Here is a 26021-nt window from a genome sequence, read left to right as displayed (position 1 = left end):
TCGATCAATAGTTAACATTGTGCAATGCCAGCACGATCACGATCACGCCTATCACAGTTGGCAAAAACCAGTAACTGGAGTGGAGCGAATTCCACCGTTTGCTCCACTTGGCATTTTTCATATTAACCCGGCAATAATTGACACTACATCTGTTTAGGCTGCATACGCAATAAATGGATGCTGAAAATACTTGATAATTCGAGCCGGCAATTTTTGCAGTTTGAATAGATGCGACCGCAGCCTCTCTTTCAACTGAGCCAAGTTGCGAGTGGGAGGCTTCGAGTGCACCCCTTGTTTGACATCGCAATTGAGATACTCTGCCGGATTCAACTGGGGAGCGTAGGGTGGCAGCAAGTGCATCTCAATCTTGTCTTGATGCGCCTGTATCCACTGACGGACAGCATCAGAACGATGCACGGGATGACGGTCTACAATCCACATCAGCTTCCGTTCCCGTTTGGCAATCAAGCGTTCGAGAAAGATGATGAACACTTGCGCTGTGAGTTTTTGGGTGTAGAGCATGAAGCGAACTTTGCCTTGATTGCTGATGCTAGCAAGGTAGTTGACACTCGCTCGTTGGGTGTTCGGTTGAATTTCTGGGGTGTGCCCAATCGGTGCATAACCGCGACCGACTTGAGCATCGGAGCGCAAGCCTGATTCATCCCCCCAAGCGATTTCGGCAGCTTCGGTCTTTGCCCGCTGCTCAATCGCCGGATACTCTGTTTCCAACCACGCTTTGACGGCTTCAGGGTCTTGCTCATAGGCACGTTTGAGTGGTTTCTGCGGCGTATACCTCCAGCGCTTGAGATACTCCCCGACGGTGCGAATGGGCATCTTGACTCCACACTCACAGGCAATCAACGTCTGTACCGCACTGCGCGTCCACAGGGCACTGTCAATGTTCAATTCATCCGGGAAATGCTCTTGCATCACCTGTTGAATCCAAACCTCTTCGGTTCGACTTAAGGTTCGACCTTCGCCCAATTTGTTGCCTCGCGGTTGCTGATGCAGCGCAGTTTCTCCGACTTGTTGATACGCTCGCCACCACTTTGAAACCGTTGCGCGATGCACCCCTAGATAGGTTGCAATCTCGCTCACGCGCTTGCCTTGTTCTCGTAGGCGTATCGCTTGTTGGCGGAGGTAGTCTTGAGTGCTGGGATTAAGTGAGCGTGCATCCGGTTGGTCCATATCCTGATTCTATCGATTTTGCCTCTTATCCTGTAGCCTCTCCGATTGCCGGGTTAATAAGTCATTAAACAGTTGATATATTTACTTTTTATATTGATATCCCTCATGAGATAGAGCGCGATGTATTGCTTGCGGTAGAAATTCTTTAAACTAAGCTGAATCAAAATTGGCAGGAATCAGAAGGTTGATAAGGTGTTGATTGAGCAGCTTTTCTTTTCCACTCAGCCAAAGGCATAATTTTGACGTTAGGACGCTGGATTGGATTGCTTTCGCTAGTGATTTCGCTCTATGTGCTGTGGCAAATTCGAGCGATCGCGCTGCTGTTCTTCATGGCGATTATCTTTGCTGTTGGGCTGAACCGAGTTGTACGTCGATTTCAAAAATCTAAGCTTAAACGAAGCGTTGCGATCGGGCTAACAATCGCGATCTTCATCGTAGTTTTAGGACTGCTTTTGGCTTTAGTGGCTACCCGGATCACTGAGCAATTTGACCAACTGGTCGAACTGATTCCAGGTGCGATCGCACAAGTTGCAAATCTCAACTACTGGTTGCAGGAGCAGATTCCAGGTCGGATGATTAAAAATCTTCCTAACTTGAACGATTTGAGTCTTCAGCTTCAGCAAGTAGCAAACTGGACGATTATTCATTTCTATCAAGCTTTCTCTAATTCTCTATCTCTCTTGCTCAATGGTTTATTGCTAACTGTATTGACGCTGATGTTACTGGTAAATCCAAAGCAGTATCGCAATTTGTTGATTCAAGGATTTCCCGCGTTCTATCGCAACCGCGCGGATAGCATTCTCTCGAAGTGCGAGGTTGGTTTAATTGATTATCTGGGTGGAATTGCCCTGAGCATGGCTTTCATTGGCATTACCTCAACCGTAGGTTTGCTAGTGCTACAGGTTCCCTTACCGTTTGTGAATGGGTTCATTGCAGGCATATCGGCATTCGTTCCCTACCTTGGGGCGCTCGCCAGTGTTGTTCCACCCGCTCTACTGGCTTTGTTGGATTCTCCTTGGAAAGCGATCGAAGTCTTGCTGCTGTATTTTTTGATTCAGCAGGTTGAAGGCAATCTGATTACGCCCATCATTATGAAGCAGCGGCTGTCTCTTCTACCCGCAACAACACTGGCTTTGCTGACTGCCTTTGGCACGTTCTTTGGTGTTTTAGGATTGTTTTTAGGATTACCAATTTTAGTAGTTGCACAAATCTGGCTTAGAGAAGTGTGGGTGAAAGATGTTTTAGACCAATGGACAGTTCCTCAAGCAATAACGTCAAGCGAATCTACACTACGTGAGCGTTAGCTTTTCAGCCGTTATTAAGGCACTGCCTCAGATGCATCCTTTGGTGCCTTAACACTTCAAAACGAAATCGGCATCATCTCGCTACGATCGCCTTAGCAGCATTAAATCGCTTACTTCAACAGATTAATTTGAATGGAAGATTCCTTACCCATTACAGTTCTCATAAGCACAGCCGTAGGGGTTGGTATCGGTGCTCAGGTCTTAGCCCGATGGCTTCAAATCCCCGGCATTGTGTTGCTGCTGCTCTTTGGTATCATTTTAGGCTATAGTGGCTTAGGGTTGCTGGAGCCGTCGCTTTTGGGTAGTGGCTTAGAAGTCATTGTTTCTCTAGCGATCGCCTTGATTCTCTTTGAGGGCGGGCTAAGCTTACAGATTCGCGATCTGAGCAGCGTTTCGGTTAGCCTTCGCAATCTGGTGACGGTTGGGGTGCTGGTTACATTTTCAGGTGGGGCGATCGCTGCCCATGCGTTAAACCAGTTTCCTTGGGCGATCGCCCTTCTCTACGCCTCGTTAGTGGTAGTAACGGGTCCAACCGTTGTAACTCCCTTGCTGAAACTCATTGGGGTTGAACAGCGAGTCGCCACCCTCCTAGAGGGTGAGGGCATTCTGATTGATCCCCTGGGGGCAATCGTAGCGGTGTTTACCCTCACGATCGTATTAAGTCAGCATGAGGTGCCCTTGGTTTTGGTTGGAACGGCAATACCCTTGCTGTTGCTGAAAGGATTAGGGCTGAGGCTAGGGATTGGCACCGCGATTGGACTAATTGGGGGTGTCTTGCTAAGTCTGTTGCTGAGACAATCTAAATCTTTGCCGCAAGAATTGAAAAATTTAGTCGTACTTGCGGCAGTATGGGGAGCGTTCAGTCTGGCACAAGCGCTGCGAAGCGAGTCAGGTTTATTGGTCGCTGTGCTGATGGGTGTGATCCTGCGCGCATCTGCCATTCCCGAAGAACGCTTGATCCGGCAGTTTAATGAACAGTTGGGGATTCTGGCAAATTCGGTGCTGTTTATTTTATTAGCGGCTGATTTGTCGATCTCTCGCATCCTCGATTTAGGTTGGGGAGGTGTCCTGACGGTGTTGACACTGATGCTCATCGTGCGCCCCATCAACATTCTGCTATCAACCTGGAATCAGAGCTTTAGCTGGAAACAGCAGTTCTTTTTGTCCTGGATTGCTCCTCGTGGCATTGTCGCTGCATCCATGGCATCCTTATTTGCACTTTCCCTCACAAACGCAGGCATCGCAGGGGGTGAGGCAATGAAAGCGCTCGTTTTTCTCACCATCCTAATGACAGTATTAATTCAAGGACTCACAGCAGGCTGGATTGCCCGCTGTCTGGGGTTGCAGACGACGCAGGTCAGAACCGTTATTGTAGGCAACACTCAGTTGGGTCAACTGCTAGTCCGACTACTTCAACAGAAAGGAGAAACAGTGGCGTTGATTGACCTCAACGCTAGCGATGCTAAGCCAGTTCAGCTCGATGACATTCCTGTAATCAGCCAATACTTAGATCTAGAGGAACTAGAGGCAGAAGGGAGCGCATCATTGAGCACATTTTTGGCGCTGACTAACAATCCAGAACTAAACGGTATCTTGGCGCAACGGGCTTTAGAATTATTCCGCCCCGATAAAGTAGCCACCTTATCTCAGCCCCCATTGAATCGTGGAGATCACCCCAGTTTTGCTACAACGGGCATTAAGATTGCTTTTGCAGCTCAAGTTTCTCTTGATCGGTGGAATCAGTCTCTCACCAAGAAGGACGTGGAGCTGTTCGAGGTGGTATTGCAGTCAGAGGGCTTTGCCGCACAGCAAGCTGAATTACAAGCCTGCATCGCCGCAGGTGATTTGCTACCGCTTTTGCGAAATCGAGCCGATCAGTTACAAATTATGCTTGCTAATGAACCCTGGCACATGGGCGATCGCATCACTTTTTTGCTGGATAAAGCCTCATCTGCCAAAATACCGACGTTGAGCCAGAGCCACTCGACTCTCTTGCCTCTACCAGATCAAGCGCTATCAGAGACAGTTTTGCTGCAACCAACGTGATTATTTTAGGATAGGCAATCCGCTGATGGTGAAACTGCTGCCAAACCTGCACAAAAATGTGGGAGATTTGCGAAAGTTCCTGCCGCGTCAGCCCGGAATCAACTAACTGATGATCTTGCCAGCGGGCTTTCAAAATTTTATTCACCATTACCAGTGCCTCTGCTGGAGTTGCCTCTCCTAAGGAACGCAGCGCCGCCTCACAGGCATCTGCTAGCATAACAATTCCCGTTTCCCGCGATTGTGGAATGGGTCCGTCGTAGCGAAAATCTGCTTCCTGAATGACTTTCCCAAAGGGTATGTGCTGTTGGGCTTGATGGTAAAAGTAGGCAATCAAAATGGTGCCTTGGTGTTCTGGAATAAACGCTTGAATGGCGCTAGGAAGCCGATACTGACGTGCCATCACTAGCCCTTCTCTCACATGGTTTTTAATGATCTCGGCACTTTTCCACGGGTCATCGATCGCATTATGCTTATTCACACTACCCATCTGGTTTTCAATAAAGGCGAGCGGGTCATGCAGTTTACCAATATCATGGTGCAGCGTCCCCGCTCGGACTAGCTCAACATTGCCTCCCAGCGATCGGGCAGCGGCTTCTGCCAGCGTTGAGACAAATTGAGTGTGCTGAAAGGTTCCGGGGGCTTCCTGTGCCAGACGTTTCAGCAGAGGGCGGTTGGGGTTTGCCAACTCTGCTAACCGAATCGGTGTGACTAAATCAAACAGACGTTCCAGATACGGACTAATCCCAATTGCCACGATACTCCAAATGATGCCGGAGAGAGCCGATAACGCTGCTCCACTCAGAGCTGTATACCAAAGTGAGACGATCGCGGTATTGATCATTAAGTAAGTCACTCCCTGAACCAATCCCATCAGCACGCCCAAACTCGCCAAATCTTCTCGCGTGCGGGGTGACTCTCGCTTGAAAACGCGCCATTGCCCCGCCATGAGGCTACCGAGCAACCCTCCTGCGGCACTCGGCAGCAAATAGCGCCAGCTTACTTCGGTGCCAATGGGCAGCAAAAACGTCAACAAACCCATGACCGTGCCCCCGATTGCAGAGCCATAAAAGCTGCCGAGCAGCAGACCGATCGCGGGTAGCCCTGTAAATGTTTTGCTCACTGCAACTACGACAGAGGCACTGAGAGACAGCAACAGGATGAGGACATAATCCCGCTGCCGTAACTTTGGCTTTGTCCGTCGATCGATGAGCTTAAAAACCCTGATCGCCACGGCAACGAGTCCACTGAAGCTCAGTAGCCCCAACCAGTCAATGCTGCGTTGACTCAAGTTGAAGTGATCGAGCAAGACAAAATCTGCCTGAGTGATGAGTTCCCCTGCGCGAATAATGATTTTCCCTTTTTGAATGCTAATGAGAGTTGGCTCGATCGCCTGAGCCGCTTGTTCCGCCATTAACTTGGTTTGCTCTGAGTCTTTAATCAGATTGGGTGAAAGGATGGTGGAAAGTAATTGCACTGCCAATGGTTGAGCCGCTACTGGCATGGACGCGCTGACTTGAAGGGAGATCGCCTGATTGAGTTGGGTTTCCGACAAACCAGGATAAATGCCTTGAGTTAAAAGTCGGTCTAAGGTTGACTTCAGTTCGCTCTGTGTGGCTTGCCAGTCAGCATCAGCAAGGTTCAAAAAGGACGTACTGTAGAGCAGAGCGCCACCTGAGGGCTGTGCAGCCAGTGTGGCTAAAGCAACCGGATAGCGGCGACGCGCAACAGCGATGGTCTCTAGAAGCTGAGAAAGGGCTGGCGGTGATGTTGCCTTACGGTAAGCTTGCAGTTGATCATCTGCCTGTTGCTGATCTGGGCTGAACCGAGACCGTGTTGCAGGGCTGGCGGTGGACGATCTCACGCCCTGTTGCAGCATCCGCCACTCTGCCTCAGGTGCTTGTCGCAAATAAATTTGCGTCGGTGTAGAAAGCACTGACGTTTTGACAAACGGAAAAGCGCCCAAAGCCTCACGGATTGAGTTGCCCCACTCTAAATGTTGTTGAAGCAATTGCTGTATTTGTTGGTTGGCTGCTGGGTCAACACGAACCGCCGGAAACACCCCACTTCGAGCCTCCAGACGTTTTTTTTCGGTTGTTTCAACATCTTCAACACTGGCAGAAGCAGGCGCAACGATCGTTTGAGGGGCAACTGTGTCTACATCAAGCTTAGGCTGATGATAAAAGCGATAGCCCAAGCCGCTTGTAAGTAACAGCACCACAACCACTAGCATTCCACTCTGGCGGAGCCGTTTCTTCAGATGCGATCGCCCCTGTTTTGACGCAATTTGCTTCATCAATCTCGCCTTAATTCAGAAACCTGCCTGCACAGTGCTGCTCTATCGGTGTCTTTACGACTTTCACTATTTCCCATGATACTCATTGAGCTTTCTGAGATCGCATGCTTAGTATGAGTAGATATCTGAGGTTGCAGACTCACATGTTTTATCCTCAGAATGATTACAGTGATAGGCTGAGCGAAAAGTTGATAGCTTGGAGGTGTTCACTCCTCAGCAATCGCAGTGCAAATAATGTCTCTACAGCAATGTACACAAGCAGCAGGCAGGATTGGAGTTTTACTCTTACTGATTTTGAACTTGTGGTTATCTCCGGCGATCGCTCAATCTCCCGCTCAATCTACCGTTGCCATCGATGGTCGATCGTTATTTCAAGTCAGCGATACCGGGCAGTACACTGCTGAAGAACGCGCCAGTCTGGTCACCTTGCAACTAAAAGAAGAGGTGCAATCTGGAAATCGGGTCAGCGTTAGGATTGAACAACGGAATCAGTCGCCCACGCTGTTACTGAACAATCGCTATTTACTTACGGTCACCCAAGCAGATGCGATACCGGGCAGTACACCAGATGAACAAGCTGACATCTGGGCACAGCAGATTCAGGCTGCCGTTCAGCAGGCACAGCTAGAGCGTAGCGCAGCTTATTTTCAGGAAATGGCACTTCTGGTAGGGGGAATTGTGCTAACGGTCGCTCTCCTGCACTGGCTGTTGGGCAAATTTAAACAGCGAGTCTTGCGATTTCTTCGCAAGCGGTTGCCCTCTGCAACAGAAAACCCAGATTCTTCTCGTCCACTCGAAGGGCTGTTACAACTGTTGCTCGCGATCACCCGCCTTGGAATTTGGATCATTGCGGCTCTTTATGTCACTAATCTGTTTCCAGTGACCCGCTCTTGGAGTTATCAGATCACACAGGTTTTAGTGTCTAGTTTTACCTCTCCCGTTATTACATTAGGGAGAAATGCTTATTCAGTCACAAACCTGTTGCTGCTTGCCGGAGTGTTAGCTGGATTAGTCGCGCTTGCAGGAACGATTACAAATGTGATGCGATCGCGTATCCTCCATCTAGCAGGGCTAAGCCGAGGTGGACAAGAGATCATAGCGATTCTGACCAAGTACAGCTTGATCAGCATTGGCACACTGATTGTCCTACAGATTTGGGGATTAGATATCAGTTCACTCACCATTTTGGTCAGCGCCTTGGGTGTGGGCATTGGTTTTGGGTTACAAGACATTGCTAAAAACTTTGGCAGTGGTCTAGTCTTGATTCTGGAGCGTCCTATCCAGGTTGGAGATTTTGTTGAAATTGGCAGCTTTAAAGGTACAGTCGAACGGATTGGCGGACGTAGCACCGAAATCCGCACACTCGATCATGTGTCGATCATCGTTCCCAACTCTCGCTTCTTATCAGAGGAAGTAATCAACTGGAACCATCACAATCCAGTGTCTCGGCTGCATTTACCCGTTGGTGTTGCTTATCATAGCGATCCTCAAATGGTACGCACCGTCCTTTTGGAAGCTGCCCAAAGCCATACTGATGTGCTTCAAAGTCCTCCACCCCAAGTGTTTTTTACGGGCTTTGGCGACAGTGCGCTCAACTTTGATTTGTTGGTCTGGACAACTCAGCCCAGCCGCCAGTTTATCTTAAAGAGCGATTTATATTTTCGCATTTTTGAACTCTTGCAAGAGCGCCAAATCGAGATTCCCTTCCCCCAACGAGATTTACATTTGCGCTCAGGCATACTCAGCCTTTCACCTCAAACAGAAGCATTGCTCACACAGCAATCAAAGTACACTTCCAACGGAGATAGTCCTAGCCTTCGATCGAACGATCCGTTCATTTGACTCCAGTTCTAGATGGGATCGAGCCGACGTACGACCAAAAAAGTGTAACATGAGGCTGTAACTCTTTCCCTGTAGGAGTTTCAGGAAATAGATGATTTAATCTGTACAGCTTAAACCCTTGAGTAGTGAAGGTTTGAATACTTTTGGACATTGTACTAATCAAAAATCAGTCGTACATAGCCTCTTTTGATGTGGTTTCAACAGCTGAAAGCCCCATTCTCTCATACCACTTCTGCACCTTCCATAGAAGTGCTGCTGCTGAGCCTCGCCTTCAATAGATTCTCTGAAACTCAATTCAAATAAGGCTTTCCAGCTCATCTTGCACTTTTTTGGTCGTATATCGGCGTGCGATTCGTTTCTGCCCAAGTCAAGCCCCTCCACCAGGCTTGAAATAAAGCAGAGTCAGGGTGTTGAACCTTGATAACTCAACTTCTGTGTGGTGCGTCCAACCTGGACAATTCCAACTCCCCTAGTGCTGGGGTAACAGCCTAGCCCTCAGGTGTGCGACTGACTCTCAATCGTCTGAAGCAGGGCTAAAAGGCGGTCACTCGGAACCCGACCGGGAATCCCGCCGAGCAAAGCTGCATAGGGCTAACGCCAGTGAATCCACACCTGAACCATCGTCAACGACAACAAGCCTACGCGGGTTGACGGGCTTGCCCAAAAGGGAACGGATTCGAGACAGGCAGTTGCCGATCTGACCTGTTAGCACTCTCATACAATCCCGGTGGAAAGTGGGAGCCTACGTGCAGCGCAAAACGGAAGTTGGGAACGAGGTAACCCTCACCATTGCTCTCCTGATCACTGGATCAAGAGCAGGTAGTCAGCCGCAAGCCTGGTGAGGGAGGGATTGTCTCAGAAGCTAATGCCTTTGGGAAAGCCAGAGGATATGCCGACGGAGACACAACCATCAGGAAAGTTGCGTTGTGAGTCGCAATGCACACGTCATGAGCGAGTTAACGACTACGTATGGATGAAGCACCAACCTCTAGCGTCAGCAGAAGCAGTTGGTGTTGCAGTTGCTAAAACAAAGCCACTGAGCCATGAGTTAAGGCAGTTTGCCAGCGGCTAATGGTATGCAAGACAAGCACCCGATGGTTGAGGAGCCGTGTGCCAGAAAACTGGCAAGCACGGTTTTGTAGCAGAGGGTAGGGCAGTGATGTCCTACTCGACTGCATCTCGACCCCGATTAGGTCTACCTGGACCAGCAAAATAGCTATCCTTCATTTAGATGTGCTCATTTTTTCTATAAAGACTACTAATTCTGCACCCCTGTGGCATTTTGTCTGGAGCTGGAAACTTTGCAACCTATATTTTAGGGATCGAACGTCTGGCCAATAGCTCCTTTAAATCAGCTCACTAAAGTGAAAATCTTGCTGCTTTTAGATGTGCCCGAACTGATAGGCAACTCTATAGTAAAACGAATCTGTCCGGCCTCACATTCAGCTCGAATCGTTGCCCCTAAACGCTGCACCCGTTTTTTGACCAACGCTAAGCCCAGTCCTGTCCCCCCATGCTTCCAGGGGTCATTGTTGGGAATGCGGTAGAACTTATCAAAAATCTGTTCGCATTCACTGGCAAGAATTTTCACACCAGAGTTACTGACGCTAAACTGCCAGTTGTCTTCGGTGACAGTTGTTTCAACCATAATCTCCTCTCCAAGCGGGGTGTACTTGCAGGCGTTGTGCAGCAGTTCCGTCAAAACTTGTCTTAGGTAAGAGACATCAGTGGTTAGGAGTGGTAAGTCTGAAGCAAAGTGCACTCCTAGCCGCTGATTCTGGTTTAAGGTACGTTCAATAAACGGTTCAATCATGGTGGAAAACCAGAGTTGAAAATCGATTGTTGTGGGCAGTAACGGTTCTGTTTCCGCATCTAAGCGAGCTAAGTCGAGTAAGTCATTAATCAGTCCGATTTCTCGCTGGCATTCATCTTGAAGAATCTTGAAATAGCGGGCGGCTGTACTCGGTTCTACATCCAGCAACCCGGCTTGTTTCAACACAATTTCCAGCATATGAGTTGCCATTTTGATGCTGGACATCGGCGTGCGTAACTCATGAGACACTGTACTCAAGAAATCATCCTTCAACCGATTGAGTTTTTCTAGTTCTTCGACCTGTGCCTGAGTCGCTTGGTAAAGCCGAGCTTGCCTGAGCGCGATCGCACACTGATTGGCGACCTGCTGCACCAATCGGATTTCTAACTCATTGAAGCTATGGTTCTCCTCGTGAGACAGCCACAAGTCACCAATCACTCCTTGATCATCAAAAATGGGACAAGTTAAAATGGCAGCGCGATTCTGCGGGATTGAGGAAATTGCATCAGATGTGCTCTGGCAGAATTGCAAGTAGTGACCTTGTAGCAACTGCGGGTAAATGTCAGGAAAATCGACCATTTGCACCACTCGATTCTGACCTGCTATCGGCAAGTGTCCCTGTTCGTACCAAATCGTAGAGGTGCCTTGCTCCAAGTCATAGAGGGCTGTATCGCAGTAATCCACCTGTAGTAGCCGGATTAACTCATGAACAGCGGTCTGTAAAATCTGGCTTTCGTCTAAACTGTCCCGCACCTTATCCGTGATGCGCTTGAGGGCTGCCTCTAAAGCTAGTGCCTGTTGTAGTTGCGCTGTCCGCTCTTGAACTTGTTGCTCTAGCACCCTGTTGTTTATTTGAACTTGTCCAAATAAACAAGACTGCTGTATGGCAATCTCCACTTGAGTGGCCAAATGTTTCAGCAGATCAACTTCAAAGTCCTCCCATGATCTCGGTGTGCTGCATTGATGAGCAATCAGCAACCCCCAAAGCCCTTCCCTCTGCACGATTGGCACCACCAATTTTGATTTCACCCCCATCTGTCGCAGGGTGGCTGCCAAACAAGGTGACATCTCATCGGTTTCAACATCTACAACCCGCCGGATGCGACCCTGTTGGTACAGTTGATGGCTGGCTTGAGGAAAGATGGCTTCTGGTAAAGGCTGACCTAAAAGCGCTGTACAGTTTGCTGTAACCGCCTCCGTAATGACGCTACCCGTGCCATCGGCATGAATCTGATAGAGCAGTACCCGATCAGCTTGGAGAAGGTGTCGGACTTCCTGAACCGTTGTGTTGAGAATTTCTTCCAAGTTCAAAGACTGGCGAATCCGCTGCGTGATTTTCTCAATCAACCGCGCTTGCTCGACTTGATGCTTGAGGCTCGCTTCTGCTTGCTGCCGCTGTACGATTTCTAGTTGGGCTTGCTGATACAGTTCAGATTTTTGAATGGCGATTGCGGCTTGAGTTGCCACTTGTTTAAGTAACTCAATCTCAATCGGCTGCCATTCCCGTGGCGTGTCGCACTGCTGAGCAACCAGCAACCCCCACAGCGCCTCCTCCTGGACAATCGGCACTGCTAAATTTGCTCTAACCTGAAATGCTGCTAATAACTCAATGTGGCAGGGAGCTAACCCACCAGCATAAATGTCTGCGACTGCCTGAACGCGCCCTTGCTGATACAGCTGAAGATAGCTCTGGGCAAAGTAAGTATTATGAATTGTGACACCGGTAAGACACTTCCACTTTGTGCCAGTCGATGCTGCTACCACCTCACCACTCCCATCAGCATGGAGCTGGTAGATCAAGACCCGGTTGGTTTGCAGTATCTGTCGAATAGCAGCAACCGTAGTGCTGAGCACCGCCTGCAAATCCAAAGAATGATGAATATGTTGAGTAATTGCTGCGATCAGTTGTTCATGCTCCGCCTGCTGCCGCAGAGCAGTTTCAGCAGCGATTCGTTCTTGAATTTCGCTTGCTAAGGCTGAGTTAGTCGTGGCTAATTCCACTGTGCGTGCCTGCACTCGGTCTTCTAATTCGTCATAAGCCCGGGCTAAAGCTGTTTCTGCTCGTTGGCGGAGAAGTTCAACCGCTGCTCTGGCGGCAAACACTTTGATAATAGCTTTCGCATTTTCCTCATTGCCCAACGGGCGATCGCCCAAGATACACAGCACTCCCATGACCTGCTGATCTTTATCCAGCAAAGGTGCCCCGGCATAGCACTCAGCATTCAACGCTTTTAATGAATCTGCTGTTGAAAACAATGCCTGAACTTGTTCGGGGTAGTAGCATAACGTCGCTTGATCGACCACAACCCCGCACGGAGTCCCTGGTATTTCATAAACGAAATTTGCCCCTATCTGCTCTTTCGCCCAAAACGCTAGCGTTTTCAACACTGGAGGCTGCTGACCAATAATTTCCGAAACTAGAACGTAAGGTACATCTAAAGAGGTCGCTAGATTTTGCACCAGAGCTGAAAAAAACGCTTCTCCAGCCACAGAGGCGGTGCCAGTAACGATCGCTTGTAGCGTTTGTTCGGATCGTTGCAGTTCCCGATAAGCTAGTTCGCTAACGGCGATTTGCGCTTGCAAGGCTTGGTTAACGGTTTCTAATTCCCTTGGAGTTCGTAAAGCCAAAAATTCTGGCAGCAACTCGATCAATTTCAAGGCAGTGTAGCAGGAGACTAATGCCGTCATGGCTTTCTCAATCCCAGAAAGCCAATAAGTCGGCTGCCAGAGAGTCCAGATTTCGAGTAAATGCCCTGTGCCGCACAGCAGAATGAAGGCTCCAAACAGCACAAAGACTCTGGGAAAAGGAGTGTCCCGGCGCTGGCAAACAAAGTAAAGCAGCATGGCTGGGATCGAAAAGTAGGCAATTGCAATCAGTAAATCGCTGACGATGTACAAAACCACGAGCGGAGATTGCCACAGGTAGCAATGGCCGTGGGGAATGTACGGGTTAGGCGAAAAGAGATTGTAAATGATTTCCCACATGGCTTCTTCTTTTAACCTATAAAGCAGAGTCAACCATTAGCTATGAAGGTCAAAGAATGTTCTCTGATGCCCGTAGAGGATTTACCTACACCAACCTCGGTTACAGCTATGTTATTTCCATAGGTATCCTCTAAAGTTTTTATACCTTAGAGGATACGTACGCTTTAAGAGTGCCTAGATTACCAAGCTAAGTGTTATTTGCTACACAAAATGTAAGGAAACGTTAGGTTGTTGCGGCGTGAGCGGAAAAGTGGCAGGAGTTTACATGGGGTTTCGGGCCGCCAAGGGCTACACCCGCTAAACCCGCTGAAGAAGGAGTGACAGTACAACTTTCTCTCGCCAAATTTGTGCAAAGCTAAGCAAACAGGGCAAACGATTTACCAACTCAAACACGGATTACTAGACAATTACCTGTGCCAGCAACTCAAACACCCATCGCTCAAAATGGCCTTTGCGTAAGTCCCACTAAGAAATGGACGGTGCCGATTAAAGACTGGCGACCAGCCTTTAATCGGTTTGAGATCGCTTATGATGATCGTTTTCTACAATAATTCCCTACCTTCGACACAAATTATTTGACATACCCTGGACTCACTAGATTAAGGCTCTTAGAGCGCCTATTCCGTCTTGGTAGTTTCTATGTAGCTGATTAATAAAACGCATTCAAGCAGACTTTTGGCATAGTCTCTAAGACTTCTAAGGCTTTTTGTTTACTATCCAAATAGCTCTAAGCAGCCAAAAATCGCTAGTGGCTCTCGCGGTGAGAGCTAGCCCCAGAACCCAGTGTCACTATGCTTTTTGAACATAATCCCTCTTTTGCCATCCTCAGCTTCACAGCGCTGCTCGCGGTTGTGGTTGCGGTTGCTGCTTGGCGCAGGCGTGCTGCCTCCTCTGCCAGCAGACCGTTTATTTTATCGTTGCTTTCTATTGCCGTCTATGCCACTGTTGCCGCTCTCGAAGCGGCAGCGATCGCTCTACCCGACAAAATCTTTTGGTCTAAGTTGGAATATGTTGGCTCTGGCTGCGTGGTTACGTTCTTTCTCATCTTTGCTATCCACTTTACGCATAAAAGGCAGTGGCTCACACTCAGAAACACCGTATTGCTCTGGCTACTCCCTAGTCTCAATGTGGTTTTAGTGGCAACCAACGAACAGCATCGGTTGGTTTGGAGTGGCTTTTTGCCCTGTTCTCAAGGCACAAACCAAATTGTTTACCAGCATGGTCCAGGTTTTTATTGGGTCATGACCTGCGTTTATCTTTATACACTCGCTGGTTCACTGCTACTGGTTAAAGCGACGCAGCAATCCGCGCGACTCCAGCAGCAACAATCCTGGCTGGCGTTAGCAGGAGCGCTCGTCCCGTTGCTCGGTGGTAGCGCATATATGCTCAATCTCACGCCTGCCGGTTTAAACCTTACTCCCATGAGCTTTTTGCTGACAGGTATCATCTATTTCGTCACGCTCTTTCGCTTTCGTCTGTTTGATCTTGTACCAGTGGCACGAGACACGTTGATCGAGAGTATGTCGGATGGTGTCCTAGTGCTAGATTTACACAATCGGTTGATTGATATAAATCCAGCTGCCCAGCAGCTCACTGGGATCAGCGTCACTTGCTTGGGGCAACCGCTCAGGCAATTATTCTCAAGCTGGCAAGTGATCGCTCAGCTTTGCGAAGCGTCTGAAACAGTACAGAGTGAATTGCTCCTTAAGGTGAGCGCAGACTGCTATGTGGAGTTACACGTCATACCTTTACGCGATCGCTGTAAAGGTCTCACTGGGCGCTTGCTTGTCTTGCGCAATGTCACTCAACGGCAACAAGCTGACCTTGAACTGCGCCAGGTAAACGAACGCCTACAAGCACAGTTGCATGAGATCAAGGCACTCCAAACGCAGCTACGTGAACAGGCGATCCACGATGCTCTGACGGGCTTATTCAATCGACGTTATTTTGAGGAGACGCTCCCTCGAGAGTTGGCACGCGCGGATCGGGAAGCATACCCGGTCGCTGTGATCCTGATGGACATCGATTTTTTCAAGCAAGTTAATGATACCTACGGGCATCAAGGTGGGGATTGCGTATTACAGGCTTTTGGTAGTTTGCTGCGCGATCACAGCCGACAAGACGACATCGCGTGCCGTTATGGGGGTGAAGAATTTGTACTGACGCTGCCTGCTATAACGCTGAAGGATGTTTATCAGCGAGCAGAACAGATTCGACGCTCCTTTCAAGCAATGCGCGTGCAGTTTGGTTCTGCAACGATCTGCACGACACTTTCACTGGGGGTCGGGTTATTCCCTGAACATGGTGACACCAGTCAGTCTCTCATGCAAGTCGTTGATCAAGCCCTCTATATTGCTAAAGCGGCGGGACGAAATTGTGTTAAATGTGTCGAGACAGTGGTCTAAACGGGGTTGAGTTTAACTCAACCCCAACTCCACCGCCGCACAACGGGTAGGATTCGCCTCTCGTCCTTGGACTTGGCACAAGCTAGCAACTTATCTCACATGGCCCTGACGCACTAACGAAATTAGGAGCATTTTGCATCATTCAAGGGAACTTTAAGCTTGGCAACTTCAAATTCTCCTTAAGCGAACCTCCCTATGCTGTCATCGCACGACGCTATTTCGCCCTTAACTCAGGAAGGGTTACTTCACCGCATTGCGAACCGGGTGCGCCAATCCTTGGAACTTGAGAGCATCTTAAGTACTACAGCAGCAGAGGTTCGAGCCTACCTGGGAACAGATCGAGTCAAGATCTACCAATTCTACCCCGATGGTCATGGGGTCGTTGTGGCAGAGTCACTTCAAGCAGATCGCTTACCGTCTCTTTTGGGACTTCACTTTCCCGCAGACGACATTCCTCGCTATGCGCGTGAACTGTTTGTGCGTGCCCGTCAGCGATCGATCGTCGATCTGGGCAATCATACGATTGGGATTAGCCCACTCAACTGCCCAGAAACCGGAGAAGCCCTCAACACAGGTGATATTCGGTATCGTCCAGTTGACCCTTGCCACCAGGAATACCTGACAGCAATGGGAGTCAAATCCTCAATCGTTGTACCAATCGTGCTCGAAGGGGAAGCCTCTGGGTCTTACGATCCACCCTCCCTCCAGTCGTCCAACCATCTTTGGGGGCTTCTAGTTTCCCATCACGCTGAACCTCGTAGCGTGACGGAAGCAGAGTTGCAGTTCATCCAGGCTGTGGTGGACCAAGTAGCGGTTGCCATTGCTCAATCGGTTTTGCTAGAGCAGGTGCGATCGCAGGCACGCCGCGAAGCCAACATGAACCAGGTTACGGCACGACTGCAAATGTCGCCGACTGTCAATTGGCAAGATGCGCTGGAATTAGCAGCGCACACCCTGAGTGCAGACGGCAGATTGTATCTAGCGTCAGAGACTGATTCACCTAAAGAAATTTATACCTGTGGGGATCAACCCGCACTCATTGATCCCACCCAAGAGCGCTCGATTGAAGAAAATTTAGTCTGGCAAAAATATTTGCACTCTGTCCTGAATCCGTCTGTGGATGAAACTGGGCGTACTCCCTGGTCAACTGAATGGATGCGAGCGGTGTACGAACTAGTAGAACCGTCTCAGAGCTTCAAACCTGGCGCTTCATCCTGGGCAGTCGATGATCTTTACCAAGAACCGCTCTTCCGTACCCTTGCGCCCTTCTTTGATGACACAAAAATTCGCAGTGCTCTGATTATTCCCCTCAAGCATGGGACTCAAATCATGGGGTGCTTAACCTTCTTCCGTCATGAAATTGATACCGAGATTGAGTGGGGTGGCTATCACAACCCGGATACGCGCCAGTTGATGCCCCGTCAATCCTTTGAAGTGTGGCGGCAGGTCAAGAAAGGACAGGCGCAGCGTTGGACAGAAGAAGAGATTAAATATGCTCAAGCTCTAGGGGAACGCTTTGCGGCGACCGTGAAACAATATCGGCTGTACCAGCAGGTACAATCGCTCAATTCCAGCCTGGAACGGCAGGTAGAAGAGCGCACGGAAGCACTGAAACAGCAATCTGAGCAACTTCAGCAGTCCAACACCGAGTTAGAACGGGTCGTGGAACGGCAGATGACGCTATCTTGGATCGTTGCCAAAATGCGTGAATCCTTAGATATAGACACCATCTTTCAAAGTGCCACTCAGGAACTGAGCCACGTTGTCACAGCAGAACGGGTTGCCATCTACTGCTTTAACGAGGACTGGGGAGGAGTCTTTGTCAGCAACTATGAAGCCGTCACGCCTGAGTGGCAGAACAATGGTCAGCTTGGAGTGAATACCGTTTGGAACGATACTCACTTACAGGAGACTCAAGGTGGGCGGTATCGTACGGGTGACAGCTCAATCGTGCATGACATTTACCAGCAGGGCTATGCTCAGTGTCATGTGGAGATCCTGGAGCAATTCCAGGTGAAGGCATTCATGCTCATTCCCATTTTTGTCGGTCAAGGGCTTTGGGGGTTGCTGGGTGTGTACCAACATTCTGCGCCACGCCACTGGAAACCGTCTGAAATTGAGTTTGTCAGTCAGATTGCAGCGCAACTGGGTGTCGCTCTACAACATGCAGAGCTACTGGTTCAAACCCGACAGAAAACTGAACAGTTGGCCCAAACGTTGACTGACTTGAAACAAACGCAAGTTCAGTTATTCCACAGTGAGAAGATGTCAAGCCTAGGGCAGTTAGTTGCTGGGATTGCCCATGAGGTGAACAATCCCATTAACTTTATTAGTGGCAATCTGACGCATATCCAGGAGTATATTCAAACTCTATTTGAGTTGGTTCGGGCGTATCAACAACACACTACAGCTCCGTCGCCGGATTTACTACAGCTTCTGGAGGACCATGATTTTGCTTACATTGAAGCAGATTTCCCTAAACTCTGCGCGTCGATGAGGATGGGGACTGAGCGAATTGGAGAAATTGTTCAATCGTTGCGCAACTTCTCACGAGTGGATGAAGCGGCGGTCAAAGCGGTAGACCTGCATGAAGGATTAGAAAGTACGCTCTTGATCTTGCAGCATCGCGTGAAATTAGTTTCTGGAACGCCGATTGAGATTGAACAGCAGTATGAAGAATTGCCTCTAGTTCACTGCCATGCAGGACAACTCAATCAGGTGTTTATGAATTTGATTGGCAATGCGATCGATGAATTAGAAACCACTGCAACAGACCATACATCATCCAAAACCGTCACTATCTCGACTCGCTGTGTCAATGCTGACTGGGTAGAAGTCTCGATCAAAGATAATGGTCGAGGCATTACACCAGAGATTCAAGCCAAGCTGTTTGACCCATTCTTCACCACTAAACCCATGGGGAAAGGAACCGGATTGGGCTTATTTATCAGCTATCAGATTGTTGAGAAACACGGAGGTCAATTAGTCTGCCACTCTCAACCGGGTCAGGGCACAGAGTTTGTGATTACATTACCTGTTCAGTGAGAAGCAACGGCGTACTTAGTAGGACGAGGTGACGGACAAAACTACCCTGTTTCCGAAATCTTCATGATTTTGACTGAGAATAGGCGTTTCGATTGTGTCGCTATAAGCTTCAACTCATGAGTTTTCAGCCGTGCCGACCAAAATCTTTTCGTTACTGCAACTCAGTCTTACAGGAATCTGAATCACAAATTCAGTCCCCTTGCCAACCGTAGAGCAACAGCTTAAGTTGCCGCCATGTTTCTCGGTGATGATTTGATAGCTAATGGACATGCCCATACCCGTGCCTTTCCCTACGGGCTTGGTGGTAAAGAATGGATCAAAAATGTGTTGACGGGTCTCCTCCAGCATTCCAGGACCATTGTCAGCGATCGCAACTTCTACCCACTCAGCATCAATCACTGCGGTACGAATTGTAATTTGATTAGGATTAGCTTCTATCGCTTGATAGGTGCGGTTAGTATTACTTTCTTCTAGAGCATCGAGTGCATTGACTAAGATATTCATGAACACCTGGTTCATCTGCCCAGGATGGCACTCCACCAGCGGCAGGTCGCCATAAGCCCGAATCAGCGTGGTCGGTGGACAATTCACTTTGGCTTTCAAGCGATGCTGCAAAATCAGGAGTGTGCTTTCAATGCCTTCGTGAACATCCACCTCTTTCACCTGCGCTTCATCCAGCCGTGAGAAGTTCCGCAACGACGTGACAATCCCTCGAATGCGCTCCGTTCCAACTTGCATTGATGTGAGTAGCTTCAGGACATCTTCATTCAGAAACTCCAAATCAATCTCGTCCATCTTGTCTCGAATGGCTGGAGTAGAGTCTGGAAATTCAGTTTGATAGAGTTGCAGCAGTTCCAGGAGATTTTGAGTGTATTCATTGATGTGAGTCACGTTGCCATGAATGAAGTTCACAGGGTTATTAATTTCATGCGCGACTCCAGCCACCAACTGTCCTAGACTCGACATTTTTTCGGCTTGAATCATTTGAGCTTGAGTGCGTTGCAGTTCTTGCAGCGTATCCTTCAGATCCGCTGTTCGTTCCTCCACCCGATGCTCTAGCTGCTCGTTGGTTTGTTCTAATTGGGTAAATGAGCCGCGTAGCTGCTGCGTCATCCGATTAAACGAACGAGCCAGCACATTTAGCTCTCGCACGTTTGAGAGTTCAACGTTTTGATCCAGTGCCCCATCCGCCATCGCCTCAGAGGATTGGCTTAAACGTCTAAGGGGCTGAGCGATCCATTGCGCCGTGTAGATTCCCAAAACGGTTGCAACCACCAGTGCCGCTAGACAAAGCAACATAGTCGTGCGCGTGTTGGCATCAATTTCTGCTGTGAAGTCGGACTCCGGCACCACGACAATGCTAAACCAGTCAATGCCCTGCTCGTCTCGAATGGGTGAAATCTGCACAAACTGGAGATCGCCATCTACCACAACATCAAGCTGTTGGCTCTGATCGATGCTGAAGCTACCGAAGCGCTCAAGCACAGCTTTGGCTGTGGCACGAATGACAGGATTTTCAATGTCTGTCGCTGGAATCTGCTCTAAGTCCTCGTCCTGAATCTTGTAAGGTTGCTCAATCAGCGAACTGGCAATGATGTTCCCCGAACGATCAACAATAAACGTTTGTCCAGTCAGCCCGACCTTCACGCTTTTCAAAAACTCGTGAATGCGTGAAGGGCGAAAATTACTATGTTGCACACCCAAAAGGTTGCCGGTTTCGCCGTAAATCGGTTGAGACAGAGAAAGTGTCGCTTTTCCTGAAGCCCCAAGAAAGATGTTGCTCCAGCTTGGCTCACCCGCTTCCACTGCCGCTTTGTACCAGGGTCGAGTCCGTGGGTCAAACAGTTTAGTTTCCAGCAATTCAGCTCGGTTCCCCCGCTCATCCAGACGGTAGCTCTGGCGATTAGGTCGGTCGGCATCTCCAGTCCGAGCCACGATAAATCCCTCCTCCAACCGTTCAACTAGAACGCTAGTTCCCTGAGGCGTGCCAGTTTGAAGGAAGCTCACAGTGTTTTGGTTGACCAACCGCCAGGAGAGATGCTCTAAAGCTTTAACATCTTTGATGTCAATCTGTCCTTCTGAAATTCCAGCCGCAATTGTTTGATTAATTAGGTAGGGCTTTTCTAAATAAAAGAGAATCTGCTGATTAATCCGATCGCTGGTTTCACTGCGGAGTTGGGAAACCACAGTATTGATCGATTTTTGACTATTACGAATACCCAGATACCCCGTCAAGCCAACCGCTACAAAAATTTGCATTACGAACGGCACAACCAGAATCAGACGCAGTGGCATCTGCCCAGTCACTGACCATCGACTGACAGTTTTTAACAACATGGTTGAAAGGGTTACTCACAGGTTGCTTAGCAGGTTAACTTGAAGTTCCCTACATATTAATAAGTCTCAACATTTTCTCCTGACTATGCTAGATCAGTTTGTCTGAATATAGATGAGACTGCAAACCCTTGCAATATAGAAAGTTTGAGCAGACTTCCTTAAGAAAAGATCCCCAATTCATCCTGTCGAACTAGCTGGAGTGCTTATGGCTGGAGTTTATCGGTGGCGGCGCTGCCATGCGTAAACTCTAGCCTAAAGGTTGTTTGTCCATCGCCACTGCAAACGTGAATTTGACCACCCAAACGTTCGGTGAGTTTTTTCACCAGGGCTAACCCCAGCCCGGTGCCGCCATGCTTCCAGGGATCACTGTTAGGAAGACGGTAGAACTTGTCGAAGATGCGATCGCATTCTGAAGCTGGAATTTCGACCCCCGTATTGCTGACGCAAATCTCCAGGATTTCTGAAGTCGATTGAGCCGACACGGTAATTCTTTCTCCCGCAGGGGTGTATTTGCAGGCATTGTGCAGGAGTTCAGTTAAAAGGCGCTCCAGATAAGGCAAATCGGTGCTGAAGTCTGGCAGATGATCAGGAATGTGAATAGCTAAGTGCTGCTGTTGTTGGCGAGTGCGTTCGCTAAAAGCTTCTGCCAGGTGAGGAATGTAGTACTGAAGCGCAATGGTGGTGAGAGTGAGCGACTCCGTCCCAGCGTCAAGCCGCGCCATATCAAGCAAATCATTGATTAAAGTAATCTCGCGGTTTGCTTCTTCTCGCAGGATGTTGAAATAGCAATGGATCGCGTTGGCTTTATCTTCCAATACACCCAGCGGCTCCAAACTAATTTCTAGCATTTGGATTGCCATTTTAATGCTGGACATGGGAGAACGCAATTCATGGGAGGCGGTGCTGAGGAAGTCATCTTTCAGTTGGTTAAACCGTTCCAGCTCTTTTACCTGTGTCTGAGCCGCTTGATACAAACGTGACTGCCGTAAGGCGATCGCGCATTGGTTGGCCACTTGCTTCACTAGGCGCACCTCCTGGTCATGAAACACACTACCGGGTGGTTTAAACAACCACAAATCCCCTAAGCTGCCCTGATCATCTACAATAGGCACTGCCAGCGTAGTCTGCCGCTGTTGATCAAGACGGAGTGGATCAGGAGTGATGTCGGTGAAATGACAGGTTTGCCCTCTAAACAATTGGGGATAGATCTCGGCATGGGCAGCGGTCGCGATCTCAAAGGTGTAACCTTGAGCGGGAGTGAGGGTGTTGGTGCATTCATAGGCGATCGTAGATGTAGTTTGTTCTGCGTTATAGATACCTGTATCGCAAGCCGTGAGTGGCAATCCGTGGGCCAGTGCCTCCACGGCAGCTTGCAAGATTTGCCCTTCATCCAGGCTGTCGCGCACCTGATCGGTAATGCACTTGAGCAACGCTTCAAAGTCTAAAGCTTGTTGGAGTTGTGCTGTGCGCTCCTGCACCTGCAATTCCAGGCTAGTGTTCCAGGTTTGTACTTGCTGATACAGTTCTGCTTGCTGAATGGCGATCGCAAGCTGCATTGCCAGTTGTCGTTGCAGTTCAATTTCCGATGCCTCCCAGTGCCGGGGTGATTGACAGTGCTGAGCAATTAAAAATCCCCATAGGTGATCGGCTTGCAGGATGGGCACCACCAGTTTCGCCCGTGTCTGTATGCGCTCTAACAGTGCCAAATGGCAAGGCTCTAGATTATCAGCGTAAATATCATCGCTTACCCTAATTCGACCTCTCTTATAGGCTTCTCCCTGAGTATTCACAAAATAGGTGTCAGTGATTTCCATGCCCAGGATCGATTGCCATCCCGCTGCTACCGATTCTGCGATAACGCTACCGCTCCAGTCAGAATTAAACTGATAGATCAACACCCGATCAGTTTGCAGGAACTGCCGCACCTCAGTCACGGTGGTTTCGAGGATGTGGCTTAAATCAAGCGTTTGTCGAATATTTTGGGTGACCACCATCAGCAATCGTTGACGCATTGCCTGCTGATGCAGAACTGCCTGGGTTTGCTTCTGAACCGTGATATCGGTTGCCACGCCCAAGAGTTGTTTGGGTAACCCGTCCGCAGTTCGACTAAAAATGCGATCACGGCTGAGAAACCAGCGATAATTCCCATCTTTGTGGCGTATCCGGTATTCCGTTTCGACAAATTCGTCATCCTGAACCATCAAAAGGCGTTGATGATTTGCCATCATCTGGGGCAGGTCGTCTGGATGGGTCAGCCCCGGCAGGAGATCGCTATCCATCAGCCGGATCTCGTCTACGGAATAGCCTAAAACCACTGCAATCTGTTGATTGCAGTAGATATTGCGTTGCTCAATCAGGTCATATACATACAGAATTGCCAGGGTAGAGTCGGCTATCTGCTCGGTAAACTGCTGCTGCTCCCGCAATGCCGCTTCAGCAGCTTTGCGCTCCGTCACATCCCTGGAGATACAAAGCAGTGACTCGATAGCGTGTTGATCGGATAACTCTGGAACGACCGCCATTTCATAGGAACGGAAACCGTCAAGCGTAGGCGTTTCAAACTCAATGAGTTGCTTTCGACCCGTTGTGAGCAAAGAGCAAGCGGCGGCTTCCCAGGTATTGACCATACCCTCATCCATACCCAATTCGCGGCAGGTTTTGCCCAAAAAGACATCTGTTGCCATGCCAGTAATTTTGGTCAGGGCTGGGCTGATATAGAGATGTCGCAGTTGCGGATCAAACCGTTCAATAATATCAGGAGAATTTTCTACCAGGGTTTGGTATTGTCTTTGCGATCGCTCCAGTGCCGCTTCAGCAGCTTTGCGAGCGTCAATAATCATCCAACACCCTACGATTTCAAGCGGCTCTCCCTCAAGGTTCTGGATCAGCCTCAGATCGTCTTGCACCCAACAATAGTGTCCATCCCGATGCTGAAAGCGGTATTCGTGGCTATGGTGTCCTTGCTTAAACAAGCGAGGCAGTCCAGCGAAGAGCTTCGGCGCATCGTCGGGATGCAGACGCTTAGCCCAGAAGTCTGACCCTCCCAAGAAATCAGCCGGGGTGTAGCCAAACATCCTGGTCACGTTCTCGCTGATGTAGGTACAGGCAAAACTTCCCCCTGCTTCGCAAGAGTAAACCACACCAGGGCTGGCAGCAAAGAGGAATTGCATCCGTTCCTGCAATGCTTGATTTTCGAGTTCTGCCAATTTAAGGTCCGTCAGATCCTGGACATTAATCACCACTCCGGAAATCGTGCCATCCAGTTCTACATAAGGCGCATAGGTGGCTTTAGCATAGCGCCGCTGACCATCACCATAGTCTTTCCATGACTCCACGGTCTGCTCAGTTGCGCCTGCAAGGCACTTGTCTAGCAAGGGTTTACAGACCGTCTCAAAAAAATCTTGACCGAGTAAATCGCTGAATGAATGCCCCACGATTTCATCGTAGGCTTTCTGGTGCCAGGTTAAATAGGTCTGGTTAACGACTTGGTAGATATAGTTGCGATCGATTAAGGACACGCAATCTGAGGTGGCGGAAATAATTCGCTCGTAGCTATACAACATCGCTGAGAGTTGCTGCCGCTCTGGCTCAGAAGCGGCACATACTGCAAACCTTTCACCCTTATATTTAGCTGTGTCAGGGCAGTTAGCTGGGCTGAGTTTGCTTTGACCTCTCTTCTTTAAAGCCAACGAATCTTGAATCACTCTGGAGAGAGACATAATGCACTGTAAGCCCTGATGTTAGTGATTAAGATTGCTGGATAACTAAGGAGTTTGAATTTGCAAGTGCTAGGGAATCGCTAAAGGGCTCCGTAAGCTAGTCCACACGATATACCGCTGTTTCGAGGCACTGATGAGGGTTGGAATACCTTGTTCAAGCAGCTCACATCCGTACCGATAAGCCTCTAATCGATCACTTACAGCAAACTGTCTTGCTAGCCGATACAGCTCTTTGCCATAGGTCACTCCATATTGCATAGACTGATCCATGTAGAACTTGAACGGAGTGATTTGTTGTTCTTGGATCATGCGGGGAGCCGATTCTAGAGCGGTAGTAGATGAAATTGTAAGGACTGACATCTGCGTTTTCCCAACTATTGCTGGAACAAATTGGAACAAACGCGTAGGAACTTTGCAGCATAAATAACTCCTAGCGAACTGATGCGGTTACTGCTCTCAATCGTTTTGTCCTTATTACACTTACTCATAAAATGGGAAATAATTCTAGAGATCAATTCAGTGTTTTGCTGAAAGTCAATCTATCTTTAGATAGAGTATGGCAACATTTCTACACGAATTCAAGTAATCTTTGATACATTTCTTCAAAGATCACATTAATTTTATATTTACCGCCTGATCAGCTTTTTGTGACCGTACCGAAAAAACTGAATTTTGACTTGTCGCGTAAACGAGGGCTTTAAGGGAAATATTTTTTACACTTAGCTTGTTATTCAAGCTTGACAAAAAATTTTAAGATATGTTTCCTTCGCGTTTTTTTGGGAACCCTTTCTACAGCAAGTGCCGGCAGCAAGAATACTCATCCCAGCCTTCGCTTAAGTAGACGCTTCCATTCTTAAGCTGATGTGCAGGAGCAACCATGAGTAAGCGATTACAACCGAACGAGATCGAGCATCTGCTTGATCGCCTTTACCAGGTGAAGCGTTTGAAAAAGTCGTATGTGCGCCATGATACGAGCCAACTAAGACTGGAGAAGCCAAGTGGATAGTCCTTTTGTCGGTAGTAGGGTAGTCGGGGATAACAATT

11 protein-coding genes and 1 pseudogene are annotated in these 26021 nt (G+C 48.8%); 6 read left to right on the top strand and 6 right to left on the bottom strand.

Annotated features, from left to right (window positions below):
• Nucleotides 1-153: 153 nt before the first annotated feature.
• Complete coding sequence (locus JOY44_RS25055) at nt 154-1188, bottom strand: IS630 family transposase (protein WP_171576299.1); 1035 nt, start codon at nt 1186-1188, stop codon at nt 154-156.
• 239 nt (nt 1189-1427) lie between these two features.
• On the opposite strand from JOY44_RS25055, the gene JOY44_RS25050 reads away from it, so the two are divergent.
• Nucleotides 1428-2492: an AI-2E family transporter gene (locus JOY44_RS25050; RefSeq protein WP_171576298.1), complete on the top strand. Its 1065-nt coding sequence runs from the start codon at nt 1428-1430 to the stop codon at nt 2490-2492.
• A gap of 132 nt (nt 2493-2624) precedes the next feature.
• Nucleotides 2625-4112 (top strand): annotated as a pseudogene (locus tag JOY44_RS31730) (sodium:proton antiporter); the annotation flags it as partial.
• A gap of 304 nt (nt 4113-4416) precedes the next feature.
• Here JOY44_RS31730 and JOY44_RS25045 read toward each other — a convergent pair.
• Nucleotides 4417-6831: an HDIG domain-containing metalloprotein gene (locus tag JOY44_RS25045; protein WP_171576297.1), complete on the bottom strand. Its 2415-nt coding sequence runs from the start codon at nt 6829-6831 to the stop codon at nt 4417-4419.
• A gap of 234 nt (nt 6832-7065) precedes the next feature.
• On the opposite strand from JOY44_RS25045, the gene JOY44_RS25040 reads away from it, so the two are divergent.
• Nucleotides 7066-8673, top strand: coding sequence for a mechanosensitive ion channel family protein (locus tag JOY44_RS25040; RefSeq protein ID WP_171576296.1), 1608 nt, complete (start codon nt 7066-7068; stop codon nt 8671-8673).
• A gap of 1351 nt (nt 8674-10024) precedes the next feature.
• On the opposite strand, the gene JOY44_RS25035 is transcribed toward JOY44_RS25040, so the two are convergent.
• A complete protein-coding gene (locus JOY44_RS25035; protein WP_171576294.1) occupies nt 10025-13471 on the bottom strand; it encodes a GAF domain-containing protein in 3447 nt (1148 codons plus the stop codon).
• 791 nt (nt 13472-14262) lie between these two features.
• On the opposite strand from JOY44_RS25035, the gene JOY44_RS25030 reads away from it, so the two are divergent.
• Together JOY44_RS25030 and JOY44_RS25025 are read left to right on the top strand one after the other, a co-directional pair.
• Nucleotides 14263-15876, top strand: coding sequence for a histidine kinase N-terminal 7TM domain-containing protein (locus JOY44_RS25030; protein WP_171576292.1), 1614 nt, complete (start codon nt 14263-14265; stop codon nt 15874-15876).
• Between the two features lie 195 nt (nt 15877-16071).
• Complete coding sequence (locus JOY44_RS25025; protein WP_171576291.1) at nt 16072-18921, top strand: GAF domain-containing protein; 2850 nt, start codon at nt 16072-16074, stop codon at nt 18919-18921.
• A 114-nt stretch (nt 18922-19035) separates the two neighbouring features.
• On the opposite strand, the gene JOY44_RS25020 is transcribed toward JOY44_RS25025, so the two are convergent.
• The 3 genes from JOY44_RS25020 to JOY44_RS25010 all read right to left on the bottom strand — a co-directional run bounded on the left by JOY44_RS25020 (nt 19036) and on the right by JOY44_RS25010 (nt 25337).
• Nucleotides 19036-21258 (bottom strand): ATP-binding protein, encoded by a 2223-nt coding sequence (locus JOY44_RS25020; protein WP_171576290.1) that lies wholly within the window; start codon nt 21256-21258, stop codon nt 19036-19038.
• 203 nt (nt 21259-21461) lie between these two features.
• Entirely contained in the window at nt 21462-24977 is a 3516-nt protein-coding gene (locus tag JOY44_RS25015; protein ID WP_171576289.1) for a PAS domain-containing protein, read from the bottom strand.
• Between the two features lie 69 nt (nt 24978-25046).
• Nucleotides 25047-25337: a hypothetical protein gene (locus tag JOY44_RS25010; RefSeq protein WP_171576288.1), complete on the bottom strand. Its 291-nt coding sequence runs from the start codon at nt 25335-25337 to the stop codon at nt 25047-25049.
• 517 nt (nt 25338-25854) lie between these two features.
• On the opposite strand from JOY44_RS25010, the gene JOY44_RS32525 reads away from it, so the two are divergent.
• Complete coding sequence (locus JOY44_RS32525; protein WP_281063341.1) at nt 25855-25983, top strand: hypothetical protein; 129 nt, start codon at nt 25855-25857, stop codon at nt 25981-25983.
• The last annotated feature ends 38 nt before the right edge of the window (nt 25984-26021 follow it).

This window comes from Leptolyngbya sp. Cla-17, from assembly GCF_016807185.1.
GTDB lineage: Bacteria > Cyanobacteriota > Cyanobacteriia > Leptolyngbyales > Leptolyngbyaceae > ULC077BIN1.
The sequence above is the reverse complement of the archived record's forward strand: the minus strand, read 5'-3'. Positions and strand labels throughout refer to the sequence as shown.

Coding starts and splice junctions, on each gene's coding strand:
- JOY44_RS32525 (WP_281063341.1), top strand. CDS start 25,855: ATGAGTAAGCGATTACAACCGAACGAGATCGAGCATCTGCTTGATCGC.
- JOY44_RS25015 (WP_171576289.1), bottom strand. CDS start 24,977: ATGTCTCTCTCCAGAGTGATTCAAGATTCGTTGGCTTTAAAGAAGAGA.
- JOY44_RS25035 (WP_171576294.1), bottom strand. CDS start 13,471: ATGTGGGAAATCATTTACAATCTCTTTTCGCCTAACCCGTACATTCCC.
- JOY44_RS25030 (WP_171576292.1), top strand. CDS start 14,263: ATGCTTTTTGAACATAATCCCTCTTTTGCCATCCTCAGCTTCACAGCG.
- JOY44_RS25025 (WP_171576291.1), top strand. CDS start 16,072: ATGCTGTCATCGCACGACGCTATTTCGCCCTTAACTCAGGAAGGGTTA.
- JOY44_RS25010 (WP_171576288.1), bottom strand. CDS start 25,337: ATGTCAGTCCTTACAATTTCATCTACTACCGCTCTAGAATCGGCTCCC.
- JOY44_RS25020 (WP_171576290.1), bottom strand. CDS start 21,258: ATGTTGTTAAAAACTGTCAGTCGATGGTCAGTGACTGGGCAGATGCCA.
- JOY44_RS25040 (WP_171576296.1), top strand. CDS start 7,066: ATGTCTCTACAGCAATGTACACAAGCAGCAGGCAGGATTGGAGTTTTA.
- JOY44_RS25045 (WP_171576297.1), bottom strand. CDS start 6,831: ATGAAGCAAATTGCGTCAAAACAGGGGCGATCGCATCTGAAGAAACGG.
- JOY44_RS25055 (WP_171576299.1), bottom strand. CDS start 1,188: ATGGACCAACCGGATGCACGCTCACTTAATCCCAGCACTCAAGACTAC.